This window comes from Lentzea sp. NPDC060358, from assembly GCF_042725365.1.
In the GTDB taxonomy this organism is placed as follows: Bacteria; Actinomycetota; Actinomycetes; order Mycobacteriales; family Pseudonocardiaceae; genus Lentzea.
The window spans coordinates 1-14299 of the sequence record NZ_JBHXCW010000201.1 but is presented as its reverse complement, the minus strand read 5'-3'; the positions used below and the strand labels follow the sequence as shown (position 1 = coordinate 14299).

Sequence of the window (14299 nt, the reverse complement as noted above, 5' to 3'; positions counted from 1 at the left end):
GCTTTTCGCCCGCTTGACACCCCTACCTCGTTGTGGCCAGCTCCTGGTGCGACTTGGGACGGGGCACCCACCGCAACGCAACCAAACTAAGCAACCGGCAGCCGCCCAACGCACCAGGCGTGCCATCAACCCGCCGAGGGCGCGGTGCCCCCGATCAGATTGCCGGGGGTTCGGGGGCAGAGCCCCTGAGGGAAAGCACGCAACACAAGCCGGCCGCCCGCAAGGCAACCACCCGCCCAGCCGCATCCGCCCGGTAGCAACCCGCAAGGTGACTACCCGCCCGGTGACCACCCGCCCGGTAGCAACCCGCAAGGCGACCACCCGTCCGGCCGCATCCGCCCGGTGACCACCCGCCAGGCCCACACCCCACCATCACACCGCCACGAACCGAACCCGCCGCTCCCCAGCATCAGCCTCGACCAGCCGAACCCGAACCCGCTCCCCCTCCGGCAACCGCTCCCCGGCGCACTTGGCCAGCACCGGCGGCGAGGAGACGAACACCTCGGCCTCGTCCTCCCCGGCCCGCAGCACCACGGCCTCGAACTCCTCGCCGACCCGCCCGGCCAGCACCCGGGCCTCCACCAGGTCCAGCGAGGCCCGGTCCACCTTGGAGGCCACCGAGTCCGAGGCCCCCATCGCCGAGGGCAGCAACGGCAGCGCCTCGGCCAGCCATCCCGGCAGCTCCTGCCCGGCCGACACGGCCAGGCACACCTCGGCGGCGAAGCGGTCCGCCAACCGCCGCAGCGGCGCCGTCACGTGCGTGTACGGCGCGGCAACGCCGGCATGGGTGACCACGTCGGGAACGGTTCCGTTGAACGCCGTGTACCCGGCCCCGCGCAACAGCCGGGTGGCGTCGGTGAACAGCGCCAGCGCCTCGGGGGTGGCCGGATCCAGCCCGGCGAGGAACGCGCCGGGCGACAGCTCCGCGGGCCACGGCACCCGCAGGGCCGCGGCCGACTTCCGCAGCTCGGCCACGGCCTCGCCGTCCGGGTCGGGCAGCGTGCGCAGGATCCCGACGCGGGCCTCGATCATGATCGACGCGGCCGCCATGCCGGTCATCAGCGAGATCTCGGCGTTCCAGGAGTCCACGTCGGCCCGCGGCCGGGTGACGAGCTTCCACCCGTCCCCGTCGGGCTCGATCTCCTGCTCGGGCAGGTGCAGCTCGACGGCCCCGCGCTCCAGGGCGAGCTTGCGCCGCAGCGGCCCGAACTCGGCCAGGGCCGCGACGGACGGGTGCGGGTCGCCTGCGTCGAACGACGCCTGCACCGACTCGTAGTCGAACTGGGCGACCGACCGCACCAGCGCCCGGCGCACCTCGACGTCGGTGGGCACGCCATCGGCCGAGCACGTGAACGTCCACAGCACCGCCGGGCGCACGACGTCCGGCAACAGCGAGGCCGCGCCCTCGGACAGGACGGTCGGGTGCAGGGGCACCTTGCCGTCCGGCAGGTAGATCGTCTGCCCGCGCCGCCGGACCTCCAGGTCCAGCGCTCCGCCGGGCTCGACGAACAGCCCGAGGTCCGCGATCGCGTAGTGGACGGTGAACCCGTCACCGTCGCGTTCCACGAGCAACGCCTGGTCCAGGTCCTTGGCACCGGGCGGGTCGATCGTCACCAACGGCAGCGACGTGAGGTCGGGGCGGTCTCCCGCGGAACGGGAGACCGCCGCCTCGGCCTCTGCCAGCACGTCGGCCGGGAAGTCGGACGGCAGCCCGAACTCCGTCCGGATGCCGTCGAAGTCCAGGTCGGCACGTCCAGTGCGGATCACCACAGCCACCCGCACAGACTAGGACCTGCCCCCGGGCAACAGGGGCCGGGACGTCAGGAGTCCTCGCCGCGGTCCCGGCGGTCGGCCTCGTCGGCGGCACGGGTCCGCTCCCGGGCGATCTCCAGCGACCGCGCCGCAGTCGCCTCGTCCGGATAGGGCCCCATCCGGTCCGGGCCCTTGCAGCCCTTGCCCTGCTCCACCGTCTGGTGGGTCAGGCAGTAGTACCACCCGCTCGAGTCACTCATCTGCGTTCGCCTCCCAATGGCGCCGGGAATCCCCTCGGCGGCGTTGACTGGTTGGCGTTGGCGTACTCCGACGGGATCGGATCCAAACACGAGACCAGCACCGTGCGGTCCTCGGCGTTCTCGATCTTGCGGCCTGAGCGGTCACGGTAGACCAGAGATCCGTCGGAGTCGATCTCCATGATCGCGCCGACCTCGGCCAGCTGTTCCTCGTCTAGGTCGGCGAGCTTCTCGTAGCGCGAGGGCACCACCCGGTAGATCGGCCACTTCAGGTGGCCGTACGTGCGGTGGAACTCCGCCATGACGTGGATGAGGTGCTGCTGCCACGGCAGCGGCATCGACTCGGCCAGCGCGCGCGGCACCACCACGTAGTCGGACGAGACACCGGGCGCACCGGCCGCCATGTAGTCACGCACTGGTGTGCTCGACGCGGGCGGTCCGGAAGGCCTCGGGATGGGGTCGTGGTTGAACATGAAGCGCCTCCCCGCGATCTACACGCCCGGCCGGACGGCCAGCGGCATCAACTCGTAATAGTCCCAGTTGATCTTGCTGATCTTCACCACGTCACCCGTCTGGGGCGCGTGGATGTACTCGTCGCCCCCGAGGTACATGGCCACGTGGTGCACGGTGCGCGGGTTCGCCGTGTCGGTCGCCCAGAAGATCAGGTCGCCCGCCTGGGCGTCGCGCACCGGGAGGTGGGCGCCGCCCTGCTCGTACTGGTCGTTCGCCACGCGCGGGATCTTCACGCCCGCCGCGCCGAACGCCTTCACGAGGATGCCGGAGCAGTCCCACGCGTCCGGGCCGTTGCCGCCCCACAGGTACGGCTCGCCCAGCTGCTGCTTGGTGAAGTCGATGGCCACGCCCGCCGCGTTCGACGCCAGCAGGAACTCCCCCGCGCCCGCGCCGCAGCCGGCCGGGTCGCTGATCTGCCCGAGCTCGCCGAGCAGGAACGCCGCCATGGACTCCCAGTTGTGGTACCGGTCGGGGAACGCCGAGCGCTCCACCGCCTGCGCCGAGTCACCGGGGCGCTTGTTCTCCCAGTCCGGCACCTTCACCAGCACGTCGTAGAACTTGTTGATCGCGTAGGTCGGGTCGGTCACCTCGGCGGGCGTGCCCCAGCCCATCGACGGGCGCATCTGGAAGATGCCGAGCGAGTCGCGGTCGCCGTAGTCGAGCGGCCGCAGTCCCGACTCGGTCATGCCAGCCTGGATCGCGACCTGCCACGCGAGCGGCGGCAGCTTGCGCTCCTGGCCGATGGAGATGATCCGCGCGACGATGTTGCGCTGCTCGTCGTTGAGCCGCGACGCGTCGTGGCGGCCCTTGTCGCCGCCGCCCGCGTCCCACGGCCCGATGGCCGCGTTGCAGCTCATCCTGGCGAACCCGGCGTTGACCGCCGGGTTCGTGGAGTTGCTGACCACCTGCGTGACGCCCGACGTCGCCACCGCGATCACGACGATCGCGAAGAGGGCGCCCACCACCAGCATCACGCGCACCGGTCAGCCCTCCTTCGAATAGCTGTTCACACGCCACTTCCCGTCGGGAGCCTTGACCGTGGTGATGCGCACCTTGCCGAGGTTCGTCGTGGTCATGAAGTCGACCGACGACGTCGTCGAGCTGATGGCGGTCACCTTGTCGAAGCTGTTCGGGACGTTGCGCGGGTCGATCGTGGCCATCTGCGCGAGGAACTCGGGGGTCGTGAAGTCCTTGAGCTGGTCGAGCCACTTGTCGACGTCGTTGTTCGCCGGTGGCTTGACCCAGTTCATCGCCCAGTTCTCGGCGGTGAGCTGCGCGTCGGCGGTGGGCGGTGCGGCCTTCGCCGAGTTGGACGGGGCGGGTTGCTTCGTCGGCAGCGAGGTGCTGCTCGCCGGCAGCTGGCCCACCTGCGTGCCCTGCGCCGACGTCGACGGCGGGGCGGCGGTGTTCTGCCCGGTGGGCGTGCGGTCGAGCAGCCTCGGGACGAGCACGCCGAGCGCGACGACGACCACCACGAAGATGATGATCGACGCGGCCAGGTGGCGCGGGGAACGCAGCGGCCAGCCCCACAGCCTGCGGTAGACCGCGGCACGGCCGCGGTTGGTACGGATCGGCATCTACGCCCCCTCTCAGCTGTTGTCTCGTACTTCGAAGCCGCGCGACGGGCGGTAGATCACGTGCACCGGGCGTCCTGCCACCACTTCCGTCTCCGCCCTGCGGGGCTCCTGCGCCGGCACGTAGGTGTTCGCGCCGGTGGATCGCGACGGCACGAGCACCGAGTCGTCGACCCGGTCCCACTGCCGGTCGGTGACCGTCGGGGTGTCCACGACGCGCGACCGGGCCGCGGGCAGTGCCGCCGGGCCCGACCCCGCAGGCAGCGCGCCCGACCGGACGCCGGAGGAGTCGCCCCCGCTCACGATCTGGCCGTTCTGGGAGTTGCGGTCGAGCCGCTGCGCCGTCGCCACGACCGGGCTGGACGCCTCGGGGCGCACCCGGCCGCGACCGCGCTGCGGCACCTCGTCGCCCGCCTCGTTCTCGCGCACGGAGTCCCAGAACTCGTCCTGCGGCGTCGGGCCGGTCTGCTTCTTGCGGCCCATCACCTTCGACCACATGCCACCGCTCATCGGCAGGACGTTGCCCGCCGAGCCGACCGACATCTCGACCATCTGCCACATGCGGCGCAGCGGTTTGCCGATCACGAAGCACACGAGTGTGAGCATCAGGCCGAGCAGGGTCCGCGTCAGCAGCGACAGCCCGGTCGCGTTGAAGATCGCCTGCAGCAGCAGCGCGTGGACGCCCGCGAGGACCGCGAGCACCAGCACGTTGAACACCGTCACGGCGGCCGCACGTGCGACCTTGCGCAGCAGGTCGTGGTGGATCAGCGCGACGAGGCCGATGAGCGGCCCGGCGAGCGTGAGGATGCGCAGCAGCAGCTGGGCCAGCAGCACCGCGGCCTTCGCGAACAGCTGGAACAGCGAGAACGCGATCGACTGCAGCAGTGCGAGGAACCCCGCGCCGGTGCGGCTGCCGTCGGTGCCGTCGAAGTAGCCCTTGGCCGTGCCGAGCTGGGCCTCCAGCGCCTTCCACTCGGACTTCTTCGCGTCCAGGGCCGCCTGGTCGCCGTCCTTGCCCTCGGCGATCTCGGCGGTGGTCCACGCCTGGGTCTTGAGGATGCGCGGGCCGTACTCGGCGGCCTGCGGTGCCTCGGGCGTGCCGAACGCGCCGCGCAGCCAGCTCTGGTAGACGACGGCGTCGTGCAGCTTCGTCGGCAGCACGTGCAGCGTGCCCTGCTCCTCCGGTGCCTCGATGAACCCGGCCTGGATCTCCGAGGTTTTGGAGACCAGCGTGTTGTCGAGGAGGTTGTAGAACTGCGGCAGCGCCAGCGTCGACGTGGCGAGCCACATCGCGGCCAGCGCCCAGAGCCCGCGTTTGGAGATCGTGGCGAAGTCGCCGGTCCAGATCTGCCGGAACATCAGGATCGCGAGCAGCAGCGCCACCAGGCCGAACCAGCGCAGGTAGACGTTGTCGTAGACCTTCTGCACGCCGTTCTTCACGGCGTCGTCGAGCGGGACCAGCAGGCCGCGGCCCATCACCGTGTAGTGCAGGGCGTTGGTGGCGCCGACGATGTTCTTGCCGATGCTGAAGAGCTCGTTGCCCGCCCACGTGTCGAGCGTGGCGTTGGCGTCCGGCAGGACACCGCACTTGGCCTGGTACTGGTGCCAGACCATGCCCGCGTAGCCGTACTCGAGGTAGGGCGAGCCGGGCAGGCCGTTGCCGACCGGCGGGTCGAGGGCGCCGACCATGCCGGCGCCGGGCCGTTCGGGGTTCGGCGCCTCGCCGCAGGACTGGGCGTGCGCCATCGGGGCACCCATGACCACCTGCAGCGCCAGGATGGCGGCGACGACGCCGACCCTCTTGGCGCGTGCCGGCACGCGCACCGCGAACCGCCGACTCACCCAGAGCGAGGCGGCGATCGCGAGCACGATGGTCAGCGCCGTCATGCGCCGCCGCCCTGGTGGCGGGTGCGTCCGTCACCATGGCCCACCAGGTGGGCCTCGTCCTCCGTGAGTCCGAGCTCCATGTCCGCCGCGAGTTCGTCGTCGATCTCGTCGGGCACGTAGGCGGGCGGCGCGGGAGCCGCGTGGTCGTCCTCGGCCTTCACGACCTCGCCGCCGCTGTCGCGCTTGGCGTCGGGGGTCGTGTCGAGGGCGTTGCGCAGGTGTTCGAGGTGGGGGCCGCTGAAGTCGATGCGGATGCGCTCCACACCGCCGGCGCCGTCGCCGAAGATGAACTGGCGGGGCGCCCGGTCGCGCTCGGTCGCGGTGCGCTCCCCACCGGGCCTGCGGCCGAGGGAGGCGATGACCTGCTCGTAGCCGGCGCCGACCGGCACCTTGAGCAGCCGCAGCGCGTCGGCCTGGGCCTGGTCGTCGTCGAGGCGGCCGACGAACACCGAGTCGAGCAGCGCCACGAAGCCCTGGATCTTCAGGAAGTCCGCGGGGATCTGCGACGACAGCAGCACGCGGACGTTCCACTTGCGCGAGTCGCGTGCGAAGCGGTTCATCAGCACGCGGCCGGTCGGGACCTCGGACAGGAAGAACGCCTCGTCGATCCAGACGCCCTTGCGCTGGTCCTTGGGTTTCTCGTAGATCGAGCGCTGGGTGAGCCAGGCGGCGAGGTTCAGCATCTCGACGCCGAGGGACTCCGCGTCCGTCCAGTGCTCGCGGCCGACGCCGTCCTTCGGCAGGTTCAGGCCCGCCATCGTGAGGACGGTGAGGCGGTCGTCGCGCACCTCGTTGTACGGGTCGTGGTTCTCCTCGGGGATCAGCAGCGACATGCGCTCGCGCATCTCGTCGAGGAAGTCCGCGACGACGACGGCGTGCTCGTGGTGCTCGGACGCGTCCCGGCGCAGCGCCTCGAAGACGAGACCGGGGTGGGCGTCGAAGCGGCCGCCGACCGTGCGGACCGCGCGCAGCAGCACGATGCGGGTCTGCGGCAGGCGGGCGACCTCGAACGGCAGCAGGCCGGTGAGCACGTCCAGCACCAGACGACGACGCGTCGCCGCCGCCAGTGCCTTCTCGCGGCGCCAGGCCCGTTCGGGGTCGTCCTCGTCCATGAAGTGCTCGATCATCGGCTCGGCGACCACCCGGTACGGGTTGAGGATGCCGGGCTGGGCGTTGAGCAGGTTGATCGGCCGGGCGTAGGGCCGCAGCTCGGGCAGCTCGCACAGCGCCGAGAGCGGGCCGGACGGGTCGAGCAGCGTCCAGTGCGCACCGGCCCGCAGGGTCTTGTAGACCATGCCGCCGCCGAGGAACGACTTGCCGGCGCCGAGGCCCGCGACCATCGCCGTCAGGCCCGACGCGTCGCGCAGCTCCTGCGCCATCCACGGGTCCCACGCCACCGGGCGGCGGGTGGCCGTGACGGTCTCGCCGAGCAGGATCCCGCGGCGGTCACCGACCTCGGCGGTGGCCGTGGGGACCGCCGACGCGGCCCACAGCACGCTGCCGCGGCGCAGGTACGCGCCGCTCGACAGCGGTTCGCCGGGGATGAACTCGCGGGCGATCGCGTACTGGGCCTCGGGGTGCTCGATCGCGACCTTCGGCTTGTAGAGCTCCAGCAACGACTGCGCGAGGCGCAGGGCCTCGCGCTCGGTCGGGCCGGAGACCGCGAGCCGCCACCACGAGCGCACCCGGGTGCCGAGCGCGGTGAAGCCCGACGTCATCTCGTCGTCGATCTCCAGCACGCGGCCGGCCTGGCGGGCCAGCGACTGCGGCGGCTCGAGCTCGTGCTCGTCGGTGTAGTGGCGGACCTGCGAGCGCACCTTGCTCATCTGGCGCGACAGCTCGCCCGAGACCTCCTCGGGCTTGCGCACGTAGATGCGGGCGGACCACTCGATGGACGCCGGCAGCCGGTCGGCGCGCTGCACCCACGGGTCGTCGACCTCGGGGATCTGCAGGCCGTGCATCAGGCCGACCGTGAGCACGGCGACGTGGCGCCGGATGCCCGCGTTCGAGCCGGTGCGGCCGCGCACGGTGACCGTCGGCGAGTAGGGCTCCTGGTGGAAGTCCGCCGCGTCGGTGAAGCTCGCGAGGTCCTCCGGCTCCCACGCGGCACCGGGCACGGCGGGCATGTTGCGCGGCGCGGGCAGGCCCAGCGAGCACGACCGGTGCATCAGCCAGGACATCTCCTCGGCCGTCGCGGGACGGCCCTCGAGACCCGCGGACCCGATGACCTGGTCGAGGTGCTCGACCTCGGAGTCCAGCGCCACCAGCTCGGCGTCGACGGCGTCCGGGAAGACCTTGCGCAGCACGGGGGCCGCGCGTTCGACGGCGCGGTCCATCATGTTGCGGGTCTGCACCTGGACGCCCAGGTAGACCTCTTTCTCCGCCATCGAGCGGCCCATCAGCTGCTGCTGCTCGCCGACCATGTAGTCGTCGAACGACAGCGTGCCGGGGGTGTCCGGCAGGCGCTTGACGGCGTTGTGGACGTGCGCTTCCGCCCACATGCGGATCGGGTACGGCCGGGTGGTGACCCGCAGGTGCATCCAGCGGCCCTGCAGCTCGGCGTACTGGCCGGCGATCGCGGCGATCAGGTCCTGGCGCTGCGAGTCGCTGCGGAACGACCAGCGCTGCGGCGCGAGCCGGTACCAGGCGTAGACCTCCTGACCGGTGCGCAGCAGGTGGCCGTCGATGCTGCGGGCCGCGATCGACGGCGTGTAGCTCGGCACGGCCTGCTCGCCGGGCAGGCGGCGGCCGCGTTTCGAGTACGCCGCCCGCTCCCGTTCGCGCGGGTCGGCGGCGGCGTGCTGGGCGATGTGCTGGGCGGAGCGACGATCACGGTCTCCCCGGCGTCCGAACACCGCGAACCTCCTTCTTACGGCTGGCTGACGTCCGGCGGGGCTGCGCCTGCTGTCTCGCCCGTTGTTTCCTGCTCAACTTGGGACGAGGCCGCTGCGGACCGACCCGGATCCGGGCGGCGCTGGCCGCTCCACCGGTGCTTGCCGTGCGCTCTCGAGGTGCGGTGAGCTCGTGGACCCACATCGACATGACCGCGGTGAGCGGCCGTTCGTGGCTGATCCGCTGCGTGATGAAGCGGGTGAGGATGATCGTCACGACGAGGGCCCACGCGGTCGAGAAGAACCCGAACCCGACGCCCACCTGCCGTTCGATCGTGAGCACGACGAGGAAGACGACGATCCCGACACCCCACGCGACGTAGCGCGCTCGCCAGGGAAAAGTCGCTTTGGGCGGGCCGAGCCAGACGGCGTCGACCCGGTAGACCTCGTCGTCGGTGCGAACCCGCACTTGTCAGCCTCCGACGAACAAGCCGGCGAGCCACTTGCCGATGTTCGACCCCGCGTCTGTCGTGACGGCGAGGCCGATGATGGCCAGGGCGACGATCACACCACCGAGGCGGCGCATGACGCCCGCGTTGTCGCCCTTGCCACCACCCAGCCACAGCAGCAGAAGCGCGACGGTCAACAGGAGCAGCGGGACGATGTTGCCCAGGATCCAGTCACGGACATTGCTTGTGCCCGGCACCGTCGGCTGCTGCTGAGCGAGTGTCACCAGGTCCATGGCGGTCATTTGGTACTCCAGAGTGCGCTCGGGCTTGCGCTACGAGTAGAACACGAGTTCGTCACGGCGTGTGGGGCTGTTCCGGGCTGTAGATCAACTGGCCGTTCCCCCCGAGGAGAATTACGTCTAATCTGGCCGACACATCATCACCGAGGAGAGGTCGGCGGGGAACACCCGGCTGGAGATTCTCTCCGTCGCCGACGAGGTTCACCCGACTGCGAACGCCCTGGTCACCCACAGTGCGTGCATTCTAAACCCGCGCACGTGCCCACTCATGGGAACGTGCTGATCAGCCGGTTCGCGACCCCGGCGGGTGTGCGGCCCGGAGCCACGACTCCGAGGAGATTCGCACATGCTCGAACCTGACCTCGTGCCGGACGGAAGTGTGGACGGGATCACAACCTCCTCCGGTGCTCCAGGCGTGGACGAGCCTACCGGGCAGAGCGCCCAATCCCGGCGCCGGGTCCAGCGGACCATCAACTTCGACAGGTCGGTGCTCGAGCGCGCCCGTGCGGCGGCCACCTACCTCGCGTCGTACGAGCCGCAGGCGGGCGTCCGCTCGCTCGCGGACATCGTCAACCCGGCGGTGCTCGCCTACGTGACGGAGCTCGAGGAGCTCTACAACGCCGGGGAGCCGTTCCGGCCGGTCCTGCGGATGCCGTCGGGCCGCCCGGCGAAGCGGCTCGACCCGGTGCCGGTGCTCGACCGGCTCAACCACGCGCAGCACCAAGCCGTCGTCCACCGCGACGAGCAGCCGGACGACCCGGTCCCGGCCGGGTAGCGCCCCGCGTCCCGCACAGCGCCGAGCCCCCGGCGGGCGGGCGCCGGGGGCTCGACGGGGTTCTGGCGGAGCGGGTCAGGACAGGCCGGTGATCCTCCAGAGCCAGCCGGTGTTGGCGTAGTCGGGGCTGACGGAGCCCTTGCCCCAGAAGTAGTCGTTGTAGCTGCCGTACTGCCCGGTCGTGGGCAGGTACACGCCCGCGGTCGCCCAGCGCACGGAGGCGGGCTGCGTGTCGATGCTGGCCTGCGCCCACGCGTCGCGGACCTTCATCGGGTTGTTCCACCACAGGAACGGCGAGCGCCACATGTAGTGCCCGTACTTCTGGCCGTGGTTGGTGGAGTTGTAGCTGATCGTGGTGAAGCTGTTGATCTGGTGCAGGCCCCGGAAGGCCTGGTTCCAGCGCTGGCCCCACGTCTGGCCGCCGGTGACGTCCTCGAGGATCAGGCACGTGAAGAGGCTCATCCACTCGACGTCGTTCTGACCCCAGCGCGCCTCGGTGTTGGAGAGCTTGGTGTCGTTGTGGTTCGAGCAGCCGGTGAAGAAGAACCCGGTGCCGGAGCCGTGGCCCTGCCAGTAGGTGAGGTCGACGTTGTCGGCCCAGTTGGTGTCGTTGCCGCCCGCGAACGCGGGATCCTTGAAGTCGCTCTCCCACGCGTTGCCGTCGAGCCACTTGAACTGGCGCGCGATGCCGTGGCCGGCCGCCTCGCTGTTGAAGCTGTTGACGTTGGTGACGGTGTTGGGCAGGCCGGCGCAGTTGCCGGTGCCCTCGCTGCCGACCTGTGTGCCGGCCGACTGGGCCTTGAACTGGCCGGAGCCGTCGGGCCGAGGTTCCTCGCCGGGACCCGGCTGCGGCAGCTCGGCGCCGACCGCGGCGGGCAGGGTGATGGCCTGCGGGGCGCCGCCCTCGTCGGTGCGGCCGGTGCAGCGGAACGACGGCTCGACCTTGTCCGCCTTGTCCTCCAGCGCCGCCGCGACGTAGACGTAGCTCGCCTCGGTCTTGACGCCCGCGCCCAGGTACTTCTGGCACAGCCTGGTGCCGTAGGCGAGGTCGTTGACCTTGACCGTGCCGACCTGGTCGTAGGTGCTGGCGGCGTGGCTGACCGCCGTCACGCCCTGCGCGTCGAACGAGACGCGGATGTTCGCGCCCTCGCCCTCCAGCGGGATGCCGCCGAGCTGGAAGGTGTACGACACGCTCGTGTCGAGGTTGGCCGTGAGCGCCGTGCGGCCGTTGGGGTCCGCCAGCTCGAACGTCGTGTACTGCGCGACCGGCGTCGCGTTGCCGGGCAGCACGCCGGCGGCCCGCAGTCCTTCCTGGGCGCGCTTGGCGGCCTCGTCGGCCGGGACGGTCCTGATGCGCTTGAGCGCCTCGGTGTCGAGCGCGGTCTGCGTGGTGGCGTTGCCGTCCTCGTCCGGCTTGCCCTGTCCCTTGTCGACGGTCGGCAGGTACTGGAAGCGCTGCTCGTCCGCGAAGGACACGACCCCGGCCTCGGATCTCTGGACGTCCTTGAGGCCGAAGGCTCTCTGCAGGCGCTGTGCCTGCTCCTGGTCGAGACCGGAGCTCTTCACCCCGTAGACGGGGAGCTCGGTCTCCTCGGCGGCGCTCGCGACACCGGCCGCTCCGGCGGCGACGAGGCCCGACAAGGCCAGCACCACCGTCAGTTTGCGTTGCTGCATGTCTTTTCCCTCCCTCGGGACGGCCGGCTGCAGGGGCCGACCGTCTGACAGGAGGATCGGAGGTGCGGTGCGGTGATACCGGGAGTGGACAGTTGATCTCGGCGCTCCACTCGAACAGATGAACTTCTGTAACGCCGCCGGTCGAGAGGGTGACCTAGAGGCGGACAGCTGGGTATTTGATGCCCGCACCGGTGTTCAGGATGACCACTTCGTCGTCCGCGCCGAGCCATCCGGTGCTGCGGAGGTGCTTGACGGCGCTCACCGTGGCGGCGCCCTCGGGGCAGAGGAAGACGCCCTCCAGGCGTGCGGTTTCGTTGCGGTCGTGCGCGATCTGCTCGTCGGTGACGGCGACCGCGATGCCATTTGTTTCCTCGATGGCACGCAGGATGATGAAGTCCCCCAGCGGTTTCGGCACGTTGATGCCGAACGCGCCGGTGTAGGCGCCGTCCCAGAACCGCGACTCGGCGGCGTTCTCGTCGAACGCCCGGACGATCGGCGCGCAGCCGGTGGACTGCACGGCGACGAGCCGCGGCAGCCTGCCGTCGATCCACCCGAGCTCGCGCATCTCGTGCAGCGCCTTGTGGATCCCGATCAGCCCGACCCCGCCCCCGGTCGGGTAGACGATGACGTCGGGGACGCGCCAGCCGAGCTGTTCGACGATCTCGTAGCCCATCGTCTTCTTGCCCTCGATGCGGTACGGCTCCCTGAGCGTGGACGCGTCGAAGAGGTCGACGTCGGCGAGCGCCTTGCCGGCGTCGGCGATGGTGCCCGGCACGATCCGCAGCTCGGCGCCGCTGGCCAGGACCTCCTCGCGGGTGATCAGCGGGGCGTCCTCGGGCATGGCGATGACGCTCCGGAGTCCCGCGCGGGCCGCGTAGAGCGCCCAGGCCGCGCCCGCGTTGCCGTTGGTCGGCATCTTGATGCCCTCGATGCCCAGCTCCCTGGCCCTCGCGACCCCCACCGCCGCGCCGCGGGCCTTGAACGACCCGGTCGGGACGAGCGACTCGTCCTTCATCAGGACCTTCGCGTCGATCGCCCGGCTCAGCGCCGGCAGGGGGACCAGCGGGGTCATGCCCTCGCCGAGGCTGAACGCGGGGTCGGGGTCGCGCACGGGCAGGACGTCGCGGTAGCGCCAGAGGCTGTTCTCGTCCGTCGGCCTCGCGACCTTCGCGAGGTCGTAGCGGGCGAGCAGCGGCGAGGCGCACCCGTGGCAGAGGTTCTGGACGGCGGTGGCGTCGTGCTCGCGGCCGCAACGGGCGCATTCCAGATGGGAGAGCATGCTCGTATGCATACAGGCGGATGAGCCGGCATGTAAGCCGGATCCTGTTCGTGGGAACGAGTCCCACTCGGCGGCCATCCATCTGGGCCTGCCGTCGCCGGCAGGCTCTAGCGGCCTACCCGCGAGCATCGGGCGGGCAGCCCTCGAACGCTCGCGCAGGCCCTCGCGGGCCCTCTTGGCCTTGCTCCGGGTGGGGTTTACCTAGCCGCCCCAGTCACCTGGGGCGCTGGTGGTCTCTTACACCACCGTTTCACCCTTACCCCGGCTCGCGCCGGGGCGGTCTGTTCTCTGTGGCACTGTCCCGAGGGTCACCCCTGGTTGCCGTTAACAACCACCCTGCCCTGTGGAGTCCGGACTTTCCTCGACACTCGCGTGCCGCGGCCGCCCTGCCGACTCATCCGCGCCCCGAGGATATCCCAGCGTCTGGACGCGGTTGTCCACCGGTGCGGACGTTGGTTGACTCGACCCATGACACGACGTCGCCACGTCGACTACGGCCGTGTGGCAGCAAGCCTGTGTTGCCGCCTCTGAGTGCGTTGCCCCGGTCCGCGACCTCAGGGAGTGCCCCGTCATGTCCGACCTGCTGATCATCTCCGGCGCGCCGTCCCACTCCGCACCGACCGGCGTGGTCGTGTCGCACGTGGCCGGCGTGCTGCGCGCCGCCGGCCACCACGTGACGTTGCTGGACGTGCGCGCGCTGCCCACGTTGTCCCTGCTCACCGAAGACCTCCGCGACCCCGAGATCGGCGCCGCGGTGTCGGCCGTGCTGTCCGCCGACGGCGTGGTCATCGCCTCCCCCGTCTACCGCGCCGCCTACAGCGGCCTGGTGAAGGCGCTGCTCGACCTGCTGCCGAAGAAGGCGCTGCGCGGCCGGGCCGTCCTGCCCCTGGCGACGGGCGGCAGCCAGGGCTTCCTGGTGGCCCTGGACTACGCCCTGCACCCGCTGCTGGCCGCGAAGGGCGCGGACCACGTGGTGCGGGGCGAGTTCGTGCTGGACCAGAACGTGAGC

The 14299-nt window shown here is 70.9% G+C and carries 13 protein-coding genes and 1 other RNA gene; 2 read left to right on the top strand and 12 right to left on the bottom strand.

All coding sequences use genetic code 11. The annotated features are described in order from the left end of the window. Positions 1-372 precede the first annotated feature (372 nt). The 9 genes from ACFWGZ_RS31505 to ACFWGZ_RS31465 all read right to left on the bottom strand — a co-directional run bounded on the left by ACFWGZ_RS31505 (position 373) and on the right by ACFWGZ_RS31465 (position 9565). Positions 373-1767 carry an RNB domain-containing ribonuclease gene (locus ACFWGZ_RS31505; protein ID WP_382455223.1) on the bottom strand — a complete coding sequence of 465 codons (1395 nt, stop codon included), beginning with the start codon at positions 1765-1767 and terminating at the stop codon, positions 373-375. Positions 1768-1820: 53 nt separating this feature from the next. Next, entirely contained in the window at positions 1821-2012 is a 192-nt protein-coding gene (locus tag ACFWGZ_RS31500) for a hypothetical protein (RefSeq protein WP_382455222.1), read from the bottom strand. Then, on the bottom strand, positions 2009-2425 hold the full coding sequence (locus tag ACFWGZ_RS31495) for a hypothetical protein (protein WP_382455221.1): 417 nt from the start codon (positions 2423-2425) through the stop codon (positions 2009-2011). Before ACFWGZ_RS31495 ends, ACFWGZ_RS31500 begins: the two co-directional genes overlap by 4 nt. A 75-nt stretch (positions 2426-2500) precedes the next feature. Continuing rightward, positions 2501-3502: a C40 family peptidase gene (locus ACFWGZ_RS31490; RefSeq protein WP_382455220.1), complete on the bottom strand. Its 1002-nt coding sequence runs from the start codon at positions 3500-3502 to the stop codon at positions 2501-2503. 3 nt (positions 3503-3505) lie between these two features. Continuing rightward, the gene (locus tag ACFWGZ_RS31485; RefSeq protein WP_382455219.1) at positions 3506-4099 is read right to left on the bottom strand and encodes a hypothetical protein; all 594 of its coding nucleotides are present in this window, start codon (positions 4097-4099) and stop codon (positions 3506-3508) included. 12 nt (positions 4100-4111) lie between these two features. Then, the gene (locus ACFWGZ_RS31480) at positions 4112-5983 is read right to left on the bottom strand and encodes a hypothetical protein (protein WP_382455218.1); all 1872 of its coding nucleotides are present in this window, start codon (positions 5981-5983) and stop codon (positions 4112-4114) included. Continuing rightward, positions 5980-8838, bottom strand: a complete 2859-nt coding sequence (locus tag ACFWGZ_RS31475) for an ATP-binding protein (protein WP_382455217.1) — start codon at positions 8836-8838, stop codon at positions 5980-5982. The genes ACFWGZ_RS31480 and ACFWGZ_RS31475 overlap by 4 nt, the downstream gene beginning before the upstream one ends. Beyond that, positions 8813-9283, bottom strand: coding sequence for a hypothetical protein (locus ACFWGZ_RS31470; RefSeq protein WP_382455216.1), 471 nt, complete (start codon positions 9281-9283; stop codon positions 8813-8815). The genes ACFWGZ_RS31475 and ACFWGZ_RS31470 overlap by 26 nt, the downstream gene beginning before the upstream one ends. A gap of 3 nt (positions 9284-9286) precedes the next feature. After that, on the bottom strand, positions 9287-9565 hold the full coding sequence (locus ACFWGZ_RS31465) for a hypothetical protein (protein ID WP_166055575.1): 279 nt from the start codon (positions 9563-9565) through the stop codon (positions 9287-9289). A 343-nt stretch (positions 9566-9908) separates the two neighbouring features. Here ACFWGZ_RS31465 and ACFWGZ_RS31460 point away from each other — a divergent pair, with 343 nt between their 5' ends. Continuing rightward, on the top strand, positions 9909-10337 hold the full coding sequence (locus tag ACFWGZ_RS31460; protein WP_382455215.1) for a hypothetical protein: 429 nt from the start codon (positions 9909-9911) through the stop codon (positions 10335-10337). 75 nt (positions 10338-10412) lie between these two features. On the opposite strand, the gene ACFWGZ_RS31455 is transcribed toward ACFWGZ_RS31460, so the two are convergent. The 3 genes from ACFWGZ_RS31455 to rnpB all read right to left on the bottom strand — a co-directional run bounded on the left by ACFWGZ_RS31455 (position 10413) and on the right by rnpB (position 13687). After that, positions 10413-12011: a DUF6345 domain-containing protein gene (locus tag ACFWGZ_RS31455; protein WP_382455214.1), complete on the bottom strand. Its 1599-nt coding sequence runs from the start codon at positions 12009-12011 to the stop codon at positions 10413-10415. 154 nt (positions 12012-12165) lie between these two features. Beyond that, complete coding sequence (locus tag ACFWGZ_RS31450) at positions 12166-13290, bottom strand: threonine synthase (RefSeq protein ID WP_382455213.1); 1125 nt, start codon at positions 13288-13290, stop codon at positions 12166-12168. Positions 13291-13307: 17 nt separating this feature from the next. Further along, positions 13308-13687: RNase P RNA component class A (gene rnpB, locus ACFWGZ_RS31445), an RNA gene on the bottom strand. 174 nt (positions 13688-13861) lie between these two features. Between rnpB and ACFWGZ_RS31440 the strand changes: the two genes are divergently transcribed. Beyond that, a partial coding sequence (locus tag ACFWGZ_RS31440; RefSeq protein ID WP_382455212.1) for an NAD(P)H-dependent oxidoreductase occupies positions 13862-14299 on the top strand: 438 nt, incomplete at its 3' end.